The organism is Acidovorax sp. CF316, from assembly GCF_000276605.1.
GTDB lineage: Bacteria > Pseudomonadota > Gammaproteobacteria > Burkholderiales > Burkholderiaceae_C > Acidovorax.
This window is the reverse complement of the sequence record NZ_AKJX01000005.1, coordinates 1-16,306: the sequence shown is the minus strand read 5'-3', so window position 1 is coordinate 16,306 and position 16,306 is coordinate 1. Positions and strand designations below refer to the sequence as shown.

General features: G+C 69.4%; 15 protein-coding genes. 10 read left to right on the top strand and 5 right to left on the bottom strand.

What is annotated here, in order from left to right:
* The first annotated feature begins 71 nt into the window (after positions 1-71).
* The 5 genes from PMI14_RS00460 to PMI14_RS00440 all read left to right on the top strand — a co-directional run bounded on the left by PMI14_RS00460 (position 72) and on the right by PMI14_RS00440 (position 4,074).
* Positions 72-1,190, top strand: a complete 1,119-nt coding sequence (locus PMI14_RS00460) for a BMP family ABC transporter substrate-binding protein (protein ID WP_007847861.1) — start codon at positions 72-74, stop codon at positions 1,188-1,190.
* Positions 1,191-1,256: 66 nt separating this feature from the next.
* On the top strand, positions 1,257-2,564 hold the full coding sequence (gene guaD, locus PMI14_RS00455) for a guanine deaminase (protein WP_007847859.1): 1,308 nt from the start codon (positions 1,257-1,259) through the stop codon (positions 2,562-2,564).
* 23 nt (positions 2,565-2,587) lie between these two features.
* Positions 2,588-2,890, top strand: coding sequence for a hypothetical protein (locus PMI14_RS00450; protein ID WP_007847857.1), 303 nt, complete (start codon positions 2,588-2,590; stop codon positions 2,888-2,890).
* Between the two features lie 117 nt (positions 2,891-3,007).
* Positions 3,008-3,580 (top strand): dCTP deaminase, encoded by a 573-nt coding sequence (gene dcd, locus PMI14_RS00445; RefSeq protein ID WP_007847855.1) that lies wholly within the window; start codon positions 3,008-3,010, stop codon positions 3,578-3,580.
* 140 nt (positions 3,581-3,720) lie between these two features.
* Positions 3,721-4,074, top strand: coding sequence for a hypothetical protein (locus PMI14_RS00440; RefSeq protein WP_007847853.1), 354 nt, complete (start codon positions 3,721-3,723; stop codon positions 4,072-4,074).
* Here PMI14_RS00440 and PMI14_RS00435 read toward each other — a convergent pair.
* From PMI14_RS00435 to pcp, 3 genes are all read right to left on the bottom strand, one after another.
* A complete protein-coding gene (locus PMI14_RS00435; protein WP_007847850.1) occupies positions 4,005-5,723 on the bottom strand; it encodes a sensor domain-containing diguanylate cyclase in 1,719 nt (572 codons plus the stop codon). The genes PMI14_RS00440 and PMI14_RS00435 overlap by 70 nt on opposite strands.
* Before the next feature lie 51 nt (positions 5,724-5,774).
* Positions 5,775-6,701 (bottom strand): delta(1)-pyrroline-2-carboxylate reductase family protein, encoded by a 927-nt coding sequence (locus PMI14_RS00430; protein ID WP_007847849.1) that lies wholly within the window; start codon positions 6,699-6,701, stop codon positions 5,775-5,777.
* Positions 6,702-6,785: 84 nt separating this feature from the next.
* Positions 6,786-7,460 (bottom strand): pyroglutamyl-peptidase I, encoded by a 675-nt coding sequence (pcp, locus tag PMI14_RS00425; protein WP_052024295.1) that lies wholly within the window; start codon positions 7,458-7,460, stop codon positions 6,786-6,788.
* A 139-nt stretch (positions 7,461-7,599) separates the two neighbouring features.
* Here pcp and PMI14_RS00420 point away from each other — a divergent pair, with 139 nt between their 5' ends.
* The 3 genes from PMI14_RS00420 (at position 7,600) to PMI14_RS00410 (ending at position 12,340) form a co-directional block, all read left to right on the top strand.
* On the top strand, positions 7,600-8,490 hold the full coding sequence (locus PMI14_RS00420; RefSeq protein ID WP_007847847.1) for a neutral zinc metallopeptidase: 891 nt from the start codon (positions 7,600-7,602) through the stop codon (positions 8,488-8,490).
* Between the two features lie 59 nt (positions 8,491-8,549).
* Positions 8,550-10,661 carry a SulP family inorganic anion transporter gene (locus PMI14_RS00415; protein WP_238541780.1) on the top strand — a complete coding sequence of 704 codons (2,112 nt, stop codon included), beginning with the start codon at positions 8,550-8,552 and terminating at the stop codon, positions 10,659-10,661.
* A gap of 179 nt (positions 10,662-10,840) precedes the next feature.
* Positions 10,841-12,340, top strand: coding sequence for a DEAD/DEAH box helicase (locus PMI14_RS00410; RefSeq protein WP_007847845.1), 1,500 nt, complete (start codon positions 10,841-10,843; stop codon positions 12,338-12,340).
* Positions 12,341-12,447: 107 nt separating this feature from the next.
* Here PMI14_RS00410 and PMI14_RS00405 read toward each other — a convergent pair whose 3' ends face one another.
* Positions 12,448-13,290, bottom strand: a complete 843-nt coding sequence (locus PMI14_RS00405) for a symmetrical bis(5'-nucleosyl)-tetraphosphatase (protein ID WP_007847844.1) — start codon at positions 13,288-13,290, stop codon at positions 12,448-12,450.
* A 21-nt stretch (positions 13,291-13,311) separates the two neighbouring features.
* Between PMI14_RS00405 and PMI14_RS00400 the strand changes: the two genes are divergently transcribed.
* Positions 13,312-14,616: a hemolysin family protein gene (locus PMI14_RS00400; RefSeq protein WP_007847843.1), complete on the top strand. Its 1,305-nt coding sequence runs from the start codon at positions 13,312-13,314 to the stop codon at positions 14,614-14,616.
* A 138-nt stretch (positions 14,617-14,754) separates the two neighbouring features.
* On the top strand, positions 14,755-15,045 hold the full coding sequence (locus PMI14_RS00395) for an H-NS family nucleoid-associated regulatory protein (RefSeq protein WP_007847842.1): 291 nt from the start codon (positions 14,755-14,757) through the stop codon (positions 15,043-15,045).
* Positions 15,046-15,184: 139 nt separating this feature from the next.
* On the opposite strand, the gene PMI14_RS00390 is transcribed toward PMI14_RS00395, so the two are convergent.
* The gene (locus tag PMI14_RS00390) at positions 15,185-16,060 is read right to left on the bottom strand and encodes a helix-turn-helix domain-containing protein (protein WP_007847841.1); all 876 of its coding nucleotides are present in this window, start codon (positions 16,058-16,060) and stop codon (positions 15,185-15,187) included.
* Between the last annotated feature and the right edge of the window lie 246 nt (positions 16,061-16,306).

The window sequence follows — 16,306 nt, the reverse complement described above, 5'->3', positions numbered from 1 at the left end:
CCCACCCGCAAAGGCTGCTGTCCCGGCAGCCTTTTGCTTTTTCTGCCATCGGGACCATGTAGAGGACTACCATGTATAAAAACCTCGCCACCGCACTGCGTGCGGTCTGTGTGAGTGCGCTGTTCGGCGCCGTTTCCGTCTCCCCCGCCTTTTCCCAGTCCAGCAAGACCGCGCCTGCAGCGCCCGTCAAGGCCGGCTTCGTCTATGTCTCGCCCATCACCGAGGCCGGCTGGACCAGGCAGCACGACGAGGGCCGCAAGGCCGTGGAAGCGGCGCTGGGCAAGGACGTCAAGACCACCTTCGTCGCGGACGTGGCCGAGGGGGCCGACGCCGAGCGCGTGATCCGCGACCTGGCCGCCACCGGCCACCAGATCATCTTCACACCGAGCTTCGGCTACATGGAGCCCACGCTCAAGGTCGCGCAGGACTACCCGAACGTGAAGTTCGAGTCCATCACCGGCTACAAGACGGCCGCCAACGTGGCCGCCGCCAACGCGCGCTATTACGAGGGCCGCTACCTGGCCGGCATCGCCGCCGGCCGCATGAGCAAGACCAGCGTGGCCGGCTATGTGGCGGGCTTTCCCATTCCCGAGGTGCTGCAGGGCATCAACGCCTTCACCCTGGGCATGCGCTCGGTCAACCCCAAGGCCACCGTCAAGGTGGTCTGGCTCAACGCCTGGTTCGATCCGCCCAGGGAGCGCGATGCCGCCATGGTGCTGTTCAACCAGGACGTGGACGTGATCGCCTTCCACACCGGCTCCACCGCCGTGATGGCCGCCGCCCAGGAGCGCGGCAAGATGGCCGTGGCCTACCACTCCGACATGCGCGGCACGGGGCCCGATGCGCAGATCGTCGCCGTCACCCACCAGTGGGGCCGCTACTACACCGAGCGCGTGCGCGCCGTGCAGGCCGGCACCTGGAAGAGCGCCACCGTCTGGGGCGGCGTGCGCGAGGGCCTGATCCGCGTGGGCGACTTCGGCCCCAAGGTGCCGCAGGCCGTGCAGCAGGAAGTGCTGGCCGCGCAAAAGGCCGTGGGCGCAGGCACGCTGCACCCCTTCCGCGCAGGCAAGGCCGCCGTGCGCGATAACGAAGGCCGCGAGGTCATCGCCGCAGGGCAGGTGCTCAGCGACGAGCAGATCCTCAAGATGAACTGGCTCGCCGAAGGCGTGCAGGGCAAGCTCAGCCACTGAACCTCGCATACCCATTATGGGCGGCTGCATATGCAGCGGCACGCCTGTGCCGCTAAGCTAGTCCCCATGCGTGTCTACCGTTCTGCCCTTTTGCGTTTCGCCGACGATGGCTCGGCCCTGTACGACGAGGATGGCCTGCTGGCCATCGCCCCCGATGGCGCGGGCCGCCAGCGCGTGGTGGCCGCGGGCGCGTGGAGTACCCTGGCGCCCACCTACGGGCAGGGCGCGGTCGAGCACCTGCCCGGCCGCCTCATCGCGCCGGGCTTCGTCGACATGCACATCCACTTCCCCCAGACGGATGTGATCGGCGCGCCGGCCGCGGGCCTGCTGCCCTGGCTGGAGAACTACACCTTCCCGCACGAGTCGCGCTTCGTCGACCCGGCCTACGGCGCCCAGGTGGCCGGCTTTTTTGTGGACGAGTTGCTGCGCAACGGCGTGACCACGGCCCTGACATTTGCCACCTCGCACCCTGCGAGTGTGGACGCACTGTTCACCGAAGCGCAGAACCGCCAACTGCGCCTGATCACCGGCAAGGTGCTTCAGGACCGCCATTCGCCCGACGGCGTGCGCGACCTCACCGAGCAAAGCCTCATCGACACCGAGGCGCTGATCCGGCGCTGGCACGGCGTGGACCGCCTGGGTTACGCCATCACGCCGCGCTTCGCGCCCACCAGCACGCACGAGCAATTGCAGGGCGCAGGCGAACTGGCCGCGCGCCACCCCGACGTGTGGATCCAGTCGCACGTGGCCGAGAACCTCGACGAAGTGCGCTGGGCGCGCAAGCTGTTCCCGGCCTCGCGCAGCTACCTGGGCGTGTATGGCGACTACGGCCTGATGCGCGAGCGCGCGGTGTACGCCCACTGCATCCATTTCGACGACGACGACCGCGCGCTGATGCGCGACACCGGCACCGTGGCCGCCGTCAGCCCCACCAGCAACCTGTTCTTGGGCAGCGGCTTCTTCGACTATGCGGGCGCCGACCGCGTGGGCTTTGGCTATGGCCTGGCCAGCGACGTGGGGGGTGGCACCAGCTTCAGCCCGTTTCGCACCATGCTGGCCGCCTACTACGTGGGGCGCGAAGGGCAGACCAAGCAGGGCCTGAGCCTCTCGCCCCAGCAGCTGTGGTGGCAGCACACGGCAGGCGCCGCCAAGGCCCTGGGCCTGGGCGGCGTGGTCGGCAACCTGCAGCCCGGCTGCGAGGGCGACTTCGTCGTGATCAACCCCGCCGCCACCCCGCTGCTGGCGCGCAAGACGGCCCAGGCCGGCAACCTGGACGAACTGCTGTTCGCGATGATCGTGCTGGGCGACGACCGCCTGGTCGAGCGCACGGTGATCAGCCAGTCAGTCCTGGATTTGCAGGCTGCAGGCACCTGACCGGCGGCCTGGCATCCGGGACCATGCTGCGTACCGTGTCCTGCGCCGCTCCCTGGCTGGCCCTCGCGGCGGGCCTGCTGGCAGGCGAGCCCGTCCGGGCCCAATTGGCGAGCGACAGCACCGCCGCGCAGCGGGTGCAGGAAGCCTGCCGTTCCGAGGTCTCGAAGTTCGAGGAGGCCATCGGTTTCATTCGCCGCTCGCAGGGCAACCAGGCGGCCGCGGACCTCAAGGAGAAGCTGCTGCCCGCCCAGCAGGAGCGCGACATCCTGTTCAAGGAAGGCTACTGCGGCCTGGCGCGCCACATCCGCGAGAAAAAGCTGAGGTGACACTTGCGCCGCTCTGGTGGGCTGGCAGGCGGCGCGCATGAAAAAGCCCGGCTCCGAGGGCTGCTGCGCAGGGCCGGTGGCAGCGTCCTGCCTAGAATACGGCGCAGGAGTTAACCAATGAGCATCAAAAGCGACAAATGGATCCGCCGCATGGCGGCCGACCACGGCATGATCGAACCCTTCGAGCCCGGCCAGGTGCGCGAGGCCGAGGGCCGCAAGATCATCAGCTACGGCACCAGCAGCTATGGCTACGACATCCGCTGTGCGCCGGAATTCAAGGTCTTCACCAACATCCACAGCACGGTGGTGGACCCGAAGAACTTCGACGAAAAGAGTTTCGTGGACTTCCATGGCGACAGCTGCATCATCCCGCCCAACAGCTTTGCGCTGGCACGCACGGTCGAGTATTTCCGCATTCCGCGCAACGTGCTCACCATCTGCCTGGGCAAGAGCACCTATGCGCGCTGCGGCATCATCGTCAACGTCACACCCTTCGAACCTGAATGGGAAGGCTATGTGACGCTGGAATTTTCCAACACCACGCCGCTGCCGGCGCGCATCTACGCGGGCGAGGGCTGCGCGCAGGTGCTGTTCTTCGAGAGCGATCCCGACGACGTCTGCGAAGTCTCGTACAAGGACCGTGGCGGCAAATACCAGGGCCAGGTCGGCGTGACCCTGCCCAAGGCCTGACCGCCCAGGGCGCATGCGCGCCGCCGGCGGTCCTGTCCTACAGGGCCAGGGCACTTCGGCTGAAGTGCAAGTGTTGGTAAGTTTCCTAGCATGGATGCATGCCTGCGGATGTTCGCAGGGTCCGTGTGAAGGAGTCCAACATGATCGACTTTGTTGACCCGTCCGCACCCCGCACGATGGCGGGTGCCGACCTGCCCCACCTGGCTGGCCCCAGCGCCGCCCGCCATGACCAGCATGGCGAGGCCGAGATCCATTACTGGCCGTGCGAAGTGCTCGATGCCTTCATCCTGCAGATGGCCAAGCGTGGCCACTGTGTGAACACGGCCATGATGCTCGGCCACCCGCCGTATGCGCAGGAACAGCTGGCGATAGCACGCCAGCACCGTGACAGCGAACTGGACGGGCTCGCCGCCCGTCTGGGAGACTATTTCAGCACCGGTCCGGCTTCGGGCTCCACGCACACCCTGTTGCGCCCCTGGCCCTTGGCCTCGTAGAGCGCGGCATCGCTGCGGCGCATCATCTCGTGGGCGCTGTCCTGCCCCGGGCGCAGGCTGGCAATGCCCGCGCTCACCGTGATCCGCCCCACCAGAGGATCGTCCTGCGCCGCCATGCCGTCCACGATGGACTGGGCGATCGCGCGGGCGCCATCGAGGTCGGTGTCGGGCAGCACCACGGCAAACTCCTCGCCGCCGAGCCGCGCGATCACGTCCGACGCTCGCAGGCGCTGCTGCAGCGTCAGCGCCAGTCGGCGGAGCACCTCGTCGCCCGCCTCATGCCCGAAGCTGTCGTTCACGCGCTTGAAATGGTCCACGTCCACCGAAACCAGGCTCAGGGGCCGGCCGCTGCGGCGCGCCAGGGCCAGCGCAAACTCCATTCTGCTGTCGAACCCCCGGCGGTTGAGCAGGCCGGTCAGGGCATCGGTGCGGGCCTGCAGGTCCAGCGCGCGGTTGGCGGCCTCCAGCTCCAGGGTGCGCACCCGCACCTTGTCTTCCATGGCTTCATGGGCCGCCATGAGGCGCTGCGTCATGCCGCTCAGTGCCGATGACAGCTGGTGCACCTCGCGGTTGTGGGTGACCAGCGGAATCGTGGCCCCCGGCTTCCCCGACTCCACGAGGCTGGCCGCATCGGCCAGGACATAGAGGTCTTCGCTCAGGCGGCGGACTGCGATCCAGGCCAGGCCGGAGGCCAGCACGGCAGCCAGCAGGCCGATCACCACGGCCATGTGCACGGCACGGTTGGCTTCCGCGAACGCGACCTCCACCGGCTCCCGCGCCACGATGTGCCAGCCCAGGTCGCTGGGGGCGTTGCGGGCTTCCATGCGCACGCTGGAGGTCAGGTAGTTCTTGCCGTCGGCCCAGGGCACCACGCTGGCGGGCCGGGTGCCCGACTCCCGGGTGGCCACGGTCAGTGGCACGGGCAGGCGCTGGCCGCCGGCTTCGAGCGGGCTGCGGTGCTCCGGGGGGGCGAAAATGAGTTTGCCCGTGCGGTCGAACACGAACAGGTCCACCGAGGCGCCCTGGATGCCAACGGGGGCCAGGCTTTGCAGCACCTCGCGCGTCCACTCCCAGCTGCCGTGCATGCCCAGCACGCCCACTGTCGTCTGCCCTGTGCGGATGGGGGCGGCAAAGTCCACGAAGCGGTGGGGTTCCCCCGAGGTGTTGGGTGGCAGCAGGGTCTCCAGCAGCTTGGCCGGGTGCACGTCGCCCACATGCAGTTGCGCAAGCCCGGCGATGAACCAGGGCCGCTCGCGCACGCTTTCACCCTCCAGCAGCCCCTTGGTCGCGGCCCGCACCACCCCCTGGACATCGGCCACGCCGATCCACAGGCTGTGCGGATCGATGGCCTGGCTGCGTGCCAGCAACTGGCGCACCTCGACCGAGCCCAGGCCGTGCTCCCAGATGCCTGGAGCATCGGCCAGCACCTGCACCACACGGCTGCGTTCGTACAGGCCCTGGGCGAGCTGCCGGCTGGCGTTGTCGGCCACGGTGTGCAGCGCCCGGCTGGCGTCGCGCTGAATGCGCAGCTGGAGCAATTCGCCAAAACCCAGGGACAGCAGCACGGCCAGCCCGACAACGAGCACCGCGAACACCAGCGAAATCTGCGTGCGCAGGCTCTGGCCGTGAAACCGGGTGGGATGGGTCATGGTAGTGGGGTGGTCCCTGGCGGGGAATGTGCGCCCGCTCCCATGTTCCCGTCAATGCCCCGGGGTCGCGGTGTTGGCGGAGCGCAGCACCAGGCGGGCAGCCGCCAGGTCCCAGCCGGCCCAGCCGCAGCTCTTGAACAGCACGGGCCCGGTGCGGGACCGCGCAGCACCTGCCTGCCGCACCACGTCCCGCAGCGTGGGCAGGCGCGCGACATCGAGCCCGGCCTGCAGCAGGTCGCCGGCCTCGTGCCCGGCATCGGCCGTGTCCACCACCACCGTGCCCTGCTGTGCCATCCACTGGCACAGCCCGGGCGAGAGTTCGGCCATGGTGGGGGTGTAGGCACCGACCGCCGCCACGAAGGCATCGTGCCGGGGCCGGGCGCCCAGCACCACCGCCGTGCCCGGGGTGCATGCCGCCACCAGGGGGCAGTGGGCCAGGGCCGCGTCGGCGTCCTGCACGACCCGGGCCTTTGCGCCCAGGGCGCGGGCCGCCTGTGCCAGGGCTTCGGCACTGGCCGCGCTGCGCGATGCGACCCAGACCTCGCGCACGCCGAGCACCTCCACGAAGGCCTGCACATGGGCCAGGCCCTGCACGCCGGCACCCACGACGAGCAACGGGCCCTGCGGCACCGGCGCCAGGCGCTGCGCTGCCAGCAGCGAGACGGCTGCCGTGCGCCGGGCCGTGACGGTGGGGCCGTCCAGCACCACGCGGCGCTCGCCGCTGGCCACGTCGAACACCACCACGTCGCCCTGGATGGTGGGCTGGCCGCGCGCCGCATTGCCCGGGGTCAGGGTGATCAGCTTGGCCATGGCCACCGTGCGGTCGCTGGCCGGCATCACGAACAGCGTGCTGCCGCCCGCGAGCGGCAGCACGCTGCGCGGCGGCACGGCGATGCCCTCGTCCTGCAGCAGGGCTGCGATCTCGTCGGCCAGCGCGGCCCAGGGCAGCAGGCCGGCCGTGGCCTCGGGGCCGAGCATGGGGGCGGGGGATGAAGGCGGTACGGAATGCATCGGCAGACTGTACACAGCCCGGGCGCGTGTCGGCACGGGACGGCCCCCGGTTCAGTGGGTGGCGCCAGCCCCGAGCGCGATGTCCTGCTGCGCCAGCACAGCCGCCCACAGCGCGGCATGCAGGCCGCGCACCATGTCGCGCAGCGCCATGTGGGGCGTGCCCTGGCCGGGCAGCCAGGGCACGTGCACGAAGCCGCCGCGCATGCCTGCCGCTCCCTCGGTGGCCAGCAGGTGCAGGAGGCCGTAGAGCACGTGGTTGCAGACGAAGGTGCCGGCGGTCTGCGACACCTCGCAGGGCACACCGGTGCGCTGCACGGCGCGCAGCATGGCCTTGATGGGCAGGCTGGCAAAGTAGGCCGCCGGGCCGCCCGGTACGATGGCGCCGTCGATGGGCTGGGCGCCCCGGTTGTCGGGAATGCGGGCGTCGTCCACATTGATGCCGATGCGCTCGATCGACAGGGCCGCCCGGCCACCGGCCTGCCCCAGGCACACCGAAAGGGCAGGGCGCAGCTGCCGGTGCAGGGCAGCCAGGCGCTCCAGGGCCTGGCCGAACACGGTGGGCAGTTGCGCCGAAACCACCGTATGCCCACCGATGCACTGGCCCTGCAGCGCCTGGGCCAGCAGCCAGCTCGGGTTCACGGCATCGCCGCCGAACGGGTCGAAGCCCGTGAGCAGGATGACGGGGTTGCTGGCGTCCGAGGGCAGGTGGTGGGGATGGGGCAGCATGGGCAGGGCGGGTGGTTGGGCGGCGACAGCCTGCATGGTAGCGCGCTGGTTTCCTACCTGCATCCGGTGTTCGCGAGGGCGCGCCGCGCGTAACATGCGGTCCATGCCCCCATCCGGTGGGGGCGCTGGAGAATCGAAGATGAAATGGGAAGGCAATCGGGAATCCGACAACGTGGAGGACCGCCGGGACGAGGGCGGTGGTGGCGGCGGCGGCTCGCCCATCTTCGGCGGCCGCAGCATCGGCATCGGTACCATCGTGATCGCCCTGGTGGGCGGCTGGGTGCTGGGCATCAACCCGCTGACCATCCTGGGCCTGCTCAGCGGCGGCGGGCCGCCCGCGCAGGTACAGCAGCAACCGCAGGGGCCGGCACACCGCCCGCCGGCCGACGACACCATGGCGCGCTTCGTGTCCACCGTGCTGGCCGATACCGAGGACGTGTGGCAGGGCGTGTTCCGCCAGGGCGGCGGCACCTACCAGGAGCCGCGGCTGGTGTTGTTCCGCGGCTCCACCCCCACGGCCTGCGGTGCCGGCCAGGCGGCCATGGGCCCGTTCTACTGCCCGGCCGACCAGAAGGTCTACATCGACCTGGGCTTCTACGAAACCCTCAAGAACCGCTTGGGCGCGCCGGGCGACTTCGCCCAGGCCTACGTGATCGCGCACGAGGTGGGGCACCACGTGCAGAACCTGCTGGGCATCAGCGGCAAGATGGACCAGATGCGCGGCCGCGTGAGCAAGACCGAGTACAACGCCCTGTCCGTGCGCCTGGAGCTGCAGGCCGACTGCTTTGCCGGCGTGTGGGCGCACCATGCGCAGGCCGCCCGCAAGATCCTGGAGCAGGGCGATGTGGAGGAGGCCATGAATGCCGCTGCCAAGATCGGCGACGACGCCCTGCAGCGGGCCGGTGGCGGCCGGGTGGTGCCCGAGAGCTTCACCCATGGCAGCAGCGCCCAGCGCCAGCGCTGGTTCAACAACGGCCTGCAGAACGGCAGCGTCAAGGGCTGTGACACCTTTTCCGCGCGCAACCTGTGATGGGCCCTGAGCCGTCCTCCGCTGCGGTTCGCGAGGGGACGGCCGGCGCCGGGCCCGCCGTGTCGCCGCCCTCTGGCGCGGCGGCGGCCTGGTCGGCCGCTGCGGTCACGGTCCCGCATGCCGTGGGCCTGGGGCTGCTGGCCTTCGCGCCGCTGGCCGGCGGTTATTCGCTGGCGGCCCTGGCCCTGTGGTCGGCCGCCTTGCCCGGCCTGCTGCTGACCGTGCTGGCGCCGCGCCCGGGTGTCGTCTACGCGCCGACCACCGTGGTAGCCCTGCTGTTCGCCGCCGTGGTGGCCACGGCCCACGGCGCGGCGGGCACCCTGGGCCTCACGGCGCGCCAGGTGCTGGCCGTGAGCGGTGCCACCGTGGCGCTGGCTTTCGGCTTCCAGTGGCTGCTGGGGGTGCTGCGGCTGGCCTCGGTGGCGCGTTTTCTGCCGATTTCGGTGACCCATGGCTTTGCTGCGGGCGTGGGCCTGTCCATGGTCGTGGGCCAGCTGCGCAATGGCCTGGGCGCCGGCACCGGCTGGGGCTGGGACCTGCGCACGGCATGGCATGCTGCGGCGGCCCTGGCGGTGGTGGGCCTGGCGGTGCTGCTGCGCCGGCGCTGGCCCCGCATGCCGGGCCTGCTCACGGCCGTGGTGCTGGTGGCGCTGGCGGTGGCCGTGGCCGGCCTGTGGGGTGTGGGCATGGGCGCCGTGTTCGCACCGGCCGTCACGCCAAGCGCCTTCGCCGGGCCGCTGTGGCCCGACTGGACGGGCATTCCCTGGCTGGAGCTGGCGCACCGGCACGGCTCGGCGCTGGTGGTGCTGGCCCTGCTGATGGCGCTGGTCAACAGCCTGGAGATCCTGGTCTTCAACCAGGAGCTGGAGCTCGACCATGGCCTGCGTGGCAACCCCAACCTGGCCCTGCGGCGCGAGAGCGTGCTGGGCGTGCTCTGCGGCCTGGCGGGCATGATCCCGGCGTCCACCAGCGCCTCGCGTTCGCGCATCGTGCTCGCGCAGGCCGGTGCCTCGGCCAGCGCACCGCGCTGGCATGCTGGCATCATGCTGGCAGTGGCGCTCACGGGCGCCTGGTGGCTGCACTGGGTGCCCATGGCCTGCCTGGCCGGCGGGCTGGTGCTGGCAGGGTTGATGCAGGTGCCCGGCCTGTTGTGGTCGCCAGGGTATGCGCGCCGCTCCAGCGTGACCTGGGCGCAAAGCTGGCTGGTGGCGCTGGTGTTCGCCGTCATGGGCGGCGTGGGGGCGCTGGTGGCCGGGCTGGTGGTGGCCACCTTCGTGCTGCTGCGCGATTCGGCCTCCAAGGTGTTGCGCCATGTGCGGCTGGACGGGCAGATGCGGTCGCGCCGCCTGCGCCGTGCGGGCTCCGACACCTGGCTGGCGCCGCGCATGAACCAGGTCGCGGTGTTCGAGCTGCAGGGCGTGATGTCCTTTGGCGTGGCCGCGCACCTGGCCGAGCAGGTGCGGCTGATGCTGCAGCCCCGCCACCGCTGGGTGGTGCTGGACGCCAGCCGCGTGCCGGCCTGGGACAGCACCGCCCTGGCGCAGCTGCGGGCCCTGGTGCGCGACCTGGGCCTGCAGGGCGTGGCCTGCGCCGTGGCCGCGCTCGACCGGGTGGCGGCCGAGCAGGTGGGCTCCGGCGTGCGCAGCTTCGCCGATGGCGACCGGGCCCTGGAATGGGCCGAGGCTGCGATCCTTGCCGAACGGCCCGAGCATGAACGGCCTGTCTATCCCGAGCAGGACAGGCTCGGCGAAATTGGCGAAGGCATCGCCACGGAGGCCCGGCTGGCGCTGGAGGCCCTGCTGGAAGCGCTGCCCATGGCGGCCCATGGTGTGGTGTTCAACGCCGGCGATACCGACCGCGACCTGCTGGTCGTGCAGTCGGGCCACATCACGCTGGTGACCCAGTGGCCGCCCGAGCGGGGCCTGCGCCTGGCCACCGTGGGGCCGGGCATGGCGTTCGGGGAGATGGCCTTCCTCAATGGCGCGGCCCGCACCGCCAGCGCCGGGGCGGAACTCGGCCCCGCGCAACTGGTGCGGTTGTCGCGGGCGCACTTCGATGCCTGGGCGCACCGCTACCCCGAAGCCGCGCTGACCGTGATGAACAACATTGCCCAGATCGGTGCGCGCCGCCTCGCGGTCACCACGCGCCAGCTGCGCGCGGTGCTGGAGTAGGGCCTGCCGACAGGCCTCGGCCCCCGGAAATTACCATCTGTGACTTGATGGTTATTGGTTTGGTGCTATCGAAATAAAAGCACCAAACCCAGTCTTGTGGCGGCATGCCTCGGTGAATTCACCCTTGCTTACCACCCCCATGGTGTGTTTGGGCCACCGGTGCGACAATAGAAGGCTAAATGACAAGTTCTTTTTCCAATCTTTCGCTGGCCGAGCCGCTGGCGCGTGCCGTGGCCGAAATGGGCTACGAGTCCATGACGCCCATCCAGGCCCAGGCCATTCCGGTGGTGCTCACCGGCCAGGATGTGATGGGTGCCGCCCAGACCGGCACCGGCAAGACGGCGGCGTTCTCGCTGCCGCTGCTGCAGCGCCTGCTCAAGCACGAGAGCAGTTCCACATCGCCCGCCCGCCACCCCGTGCGTGCGCTGGTGCTGCTGCCCACGCGCGAACTGGCCGACCAGGTGGCCCAGCAGATCGCGCTGTACGCCAAGTACACCAAGCTGCGCAGCACCGTGGTCTTCGGCGGCATGGACATGAAGCCCCAGACCATCGAGCTCAAGAAGGGCGTCGAGGTGCTGGTGGCCACGCCGGGCCGCCTGCTGGACCACATCGAGGCCAAGAACGCGGTGCTCAACCAGGTCGAGTACGTGGTGCTCGACGAGGCCGACCGCATGCTGGACATCGGCTTTCTGCCCGACCTGCAGCGCATCCTGTCCTACCTGCCCAAGCAGCGCACCACGCTGCTGTTCTCGGCCACGTTCTCGCCCGAGATCAAGCGCCTGGCCGGCAGCTACCTGCAGAACCCCATCACCATCGAGGTGGCTCGCCCGAACGAGACGGCCTCCACGGTGGAACAGCGCTTCTACAGTGCCAACGACGACGACAAGCGCCGTGCCATCCACCAGGTGCTCAAGACCCGGGGGCTCAAGCAGGCCTTCATCTTCGTGAACAGCAAGCTCGGTTGCGCCCGCCTGGCGCGCAGCCTGGAGCGCGAAGGCCTCAAGACGGCGGCCCTGCACGGTGACAAGAGCCAGGACGAGCGCCTGAAGGCCCTGGAAGCCTTCAAGAAGGGTGAAGTCGACCTGCTGGTGTGCACCGACGTGGCCGCGCGTGGACTCGACATCAAGGACGTGCCCGCGGTGTTCAACTTCGACGTGCCGTTCAACGCCGAAGACTACGTGCACCGCATTGGCCGTACCGGCCGTGCCGGCGCCTCGGGCCTGGCGGTCACGCTGGTGTCGGGCAGCGATGCCCGCCTGGTGGCCGACATCGAGAAGCTCATCAAGAAGAAGATCGAGCTCGAAGCCATCGAGTACGACGAAGACCAGCCGCGTGGCCGCATCAACGATGGCCGCCGTGCCTGGCGCGAAGCGGGCGAAACCGGCGATGGCCGTGACGCCATTGCCTCCGGCCCGCGCCGCGAGCGCGAACGCGAGCACCGCCCTGGCCGTGAAACCCGCGAACCGCGCGAGCAGCACCGGGGCTTCCGCCCTGCAGTGGCATCGCGCGACCCGTTCTTCGAAAAGCCCTACGAATCCAGCGCGGCTGCCGACGCAGCCCCCGCCTGGGAATCGGCCCGATCGGCCCCGCGCAGCAGCGTGTCCGCCAACATCAAGCCCAAGCGCAAGGTCGCGGCGCTGTTCAAGGCCGCAACCGCCGTCGTCGCCACCACGGACTGACGCACGCGTCGGTGGGCGAGGCTCCAAGGGCTGCTGCGGCAGCCCTTGCCACGTCTGGCGCTCCCTTGGCGCTCCCGCAGCGCTGCAGGGCCGTCGACGGCCGCGGCTCAGCCCGGTGCCTGCGACTGCTCGCAGTGCACCTGCAGCAGCTCGCGGTCGGCCAAGGTGGTGCCAAAGCGCATGGCGCTCAGGCAGCCGCCCCAGACGCAGCCCGTGTCCAGCGCCAGGGTGTCGCTGCGGTCCAGCAATCCCAGCGTGGACCAGTGGCCGAAGGCCACCAGGCTGCCTGCCGCCCGCCGGCCCGGCACGTCGAACCAGGGCATCAGGCCCTCGGGGGGCGTGTCCGCGCTTTCGGTGCTCTCGAAGTCCATCACCCCGCCCGCCGAGCAAAAGCGCAGCCGTGTCATCGCATTCACGATGGTGCGCAGCCGGTCCATGCCGGTGAGCGCCGGGTCCCAGCGGTCCGGGCCGTTGCCGTACATCTGGTGCAGGAAGTCCGGCAGCCCCGGGCCGCGCAGCACGTCCTGCACTTCGCCCGCCAGCGCCAGGGCCTCGTCCACCGTCCATGCGGGCAGCAGGCCGGCATGCACCATGGCCAGGCGCTCTCCCGCGTGGACGTGGGTGCGCATCAGGGGCTGCTGGCGCAGCCAGCCGAGCATGGCATGGCGGTCCTGCGCCTCGAGCACCTGGCCCAGAGTGTCCTTGCGCGAGGGCTTGCGTGCCCCATGCGCCGTCGCCAGCAGGTGCAGGTCGTGGTTGCCCAGCAGCGGGCGCAGCGCATCGCCGTGCCGCATGCAGCGGCGCAGGGCCGCCGCTGATTCGGGCCCCCGGTTCACCAGGTCGCCCAGCAGGTAGACCGTGTCGCGGCTGGCGGAAAAACCGATCTCGTCCAACAGGCGTCCGAGCGCGCTGTCGCAACCCTGGATATCGCCTATGCAGTAAAGTGCCATCGTGTTCCCATTTGTAGAACCATGGATTTTCTGCTGATTGCGCTGCTCACGCTGCTCAATGGCGTCTTTGCCATGTCCGAGCTGGCACTGGCGTCGAGCCGCAAGTCGCGCCTGGCGGCCCTGGCGGCCGAGGGGGACAAGGGCGCGCAGGCCGCGCTCGAACTGCTGGACAACCCGACCCGGTTCCTGTCCTCGGTGCAGGTGGGCATCACCTCCATCGGCATGCTCAACGGCATCATCGGCGAGGCCGCGTTCAGCGATGACCTGGCGCGCTGGCTGCAGGCGCTCGGTGCGCCCGAGCGTGCCGCCGGCATCGCCGCGACTGCGCTGGTGGTCACGGTCATCACCTTCATCACCATCGTCTTCGGTGAACTGGTGCCCAAGCGCATCGGCCAGCTCTACCCCGAGACCGTGGCCCGCTTCGTCGCGCGGCCCATGGCCGGCGTGGCGACGGTGGCCAAGCCCTTCGTGCGCCTGCTGTCGCTGTCCACCCAGGGTGTGCTGAGCCTGCTGCGCATCGACAACAATGCCGGCCGCGCCGTGACGGAAGAGGAGATCGTGGCCAGCCTGGAGGAGGGCCGCGATGCCGGGGTGATCGAGCACCACGAGCACCAGATGGTGCGCAACGTGTTCCGCCTCGATGACCGGCCGCTGACCTCGCTGATGGTGCCCCGCACCGATGTGCAGTGGCTGGAAGCACGGCTGAGCGTGGCCGAAGCCCTGCAGATGGCGGGCACCGGCGGCGGCCATGGCGCCCACTCCTGGTATCCGGTGAGCCGGGGCTCGCTCGACGAGGTGGTGGGCCTGATCAGCGTGGCGCGCCTGCTGGAACTGGGCGTGCAGGCCCCAGGCTCCATCGAGCGGTACGCGCTGCCGGCAGCCTTCCTGCCCGAAACCCTGAGCGGCATGGAACTGCTCGAACAGTTCCGCGCGCGCTCCGGCCGCATGGTCTTCGTGGTGGACGAATATGGCGTGGTGCAGGGCATCATGACGCCGCGCGATCTGCTGGAGGCGATCACCGGGGAGCTTCAGCCGGGCGCCGCCACCGACGCCTGGGCCACGCAGCGCGAGGACGGCGCCTGGCTGCTCGATGGCCTGATGCCGGTCAGCGAACTCAAGGCGCGCCTGGATATTCGCGAGTTACCCGGCGAGGAGCGGGGCCGTTACAACACACTGGCGGGATTGCTCATGGCCGAATCAGGCCATTTGCCTGCCGTGGCCGAGCGCATTGCCTGTGCCGGGTGGATATTCGAGGTGCTTGGCCTGGAAGGCAAGAGAATCGACAGGGTATTGGCACAAATGGAACAGCCTGACCCATCCGGGTGATTACCTGGACAACTGGATATATTTTCGCCCGTCCGGTTGTTTCAACGGCTTGTCGCGATTTTTTTGGCCAACCCGGCAAAATTTGCCCATTATTCCTATAATGGGGCCTCCTTTGTCCACCCAGCAACCCAACATACCATGACAACCAGCTACAAAGAACTCCTCAAGCAACGCGATGCCCTGGAACAGCAAATCGGTGAAGCGCGCAAGCGCGAGCTGTCCGATGCCGTGTCGCAGGTGCGTGCTCTGGTGGCGGAGTTTGGCCTGACCGCGCAGGACGTGTTTCCCAGCGGCCGGGCACGCAGTGCCAGTGCGGGTACCAAGGTAGCGCCCAAGTACCGTGACCCAGCCACGGGCCAGACCTGGACAGGCCGTGGCAAGGCACCGAAGTGGATTCAAAACGAAAACCGCGAGAAATTCGCCATTTGATGGGTTGAATCATCGATTGCGGGACGGCCCTTTGCCGGGCCGCATAAATAAAGAGCCCGCAGTCGCGGGCTTTTTGCATGGCGTGCACCCTGTGGGTGCGGGTCGGATGCTGCTGCGACGGCCGCAGCGGCAGCACTGCTCACTGGGGAGCCGCGGCTATTTCGCGCAATACCTGGGCCGTGAATTCATCGGCGGGAAAGAATGACTCCACCGCCAGCTCCTGCAAGGTCACGTCCACCGGCGTTCCAAATATGGTGGTGGTGCTGATAAACGAAAGCGTTCCCCGCGCACTTTGAAAGCAGAAGGGCATTACCACACCCAGCATTTCACCGTCGAGCACCAGGGAACTCGATTCATCGGGCGCCGGGTATTCGAGCAGTTCGGCCTGCAGGGCGATCAGCACCGGGTCGGCCGTGGCCTGTATCTGCTGGCGCAGGCGCTCGAACAGATGGGCCCGCCACTGCGCAAGATTGGCGATGTGCGGGGCCAGGCCCTTGGGGTGCAGGCTCAGGCGGAACACGTTCACCGGCCCTTCCAGCAGTTCGGGGCTCACATGGTTGGCCAGCAGCGCCTGGGCGGCACGGTTGGTGGCCACCACGTTCCAGCAGCGGTCCAGCGCCAGCGCCGGGCAGGGCTCGTGCCCCTTGAGAACCAGCTCCACAGCCTGGCGTGCGGAGGCCAGGGCCGGGTCGTCCAGCGCGCGCTCGCGGTACATGGGCGCATAGCCGGCCGCCACCAGCAGCGCATTGCGCTCGCGCAGCGGGATCGCCAGGCGCTCGCACAGGCGCAGCACCATCTCGCGGCTGGGGTTGGTGCGTCCCGTCTCCATGAAGCTCACATGGCGGGTGGAGATGTCCGCCTCGTCGGCCAGCTCCAGCTGGCTCAGGTGGCGCTGCTGACGCCAGGTGCGCAGGTGGTCCCCGAACGAAGCGGGGCCCGGCGTGCTGCCGCGGTGGCCGGCGGCCGCAGGCCGGTGGGGCAGGGAGGGGCGTGGGGCGTGGTGTGGGCTGGTCATGCCCTGCATCCTAGAGGCATATCGCACGCGGGCCATTACCTCGCAGGTCATCGACGCCGTGAGCGGTCGCGGCAACCATGGAGGCTCTTGCACTTCAACACAACCCAAGGAGTCCATCATGTCCTATCTGTCCTCTCCCTCGTTCCTGCGTGCCGTGGTGTGGTTCGATGCTGCCACGGGGGTACTGCTCGCCGCCCTGCACCTGGCGCTCACCGAGCCCCTGTCGCAGTGGCTCCCCCCCCCCCC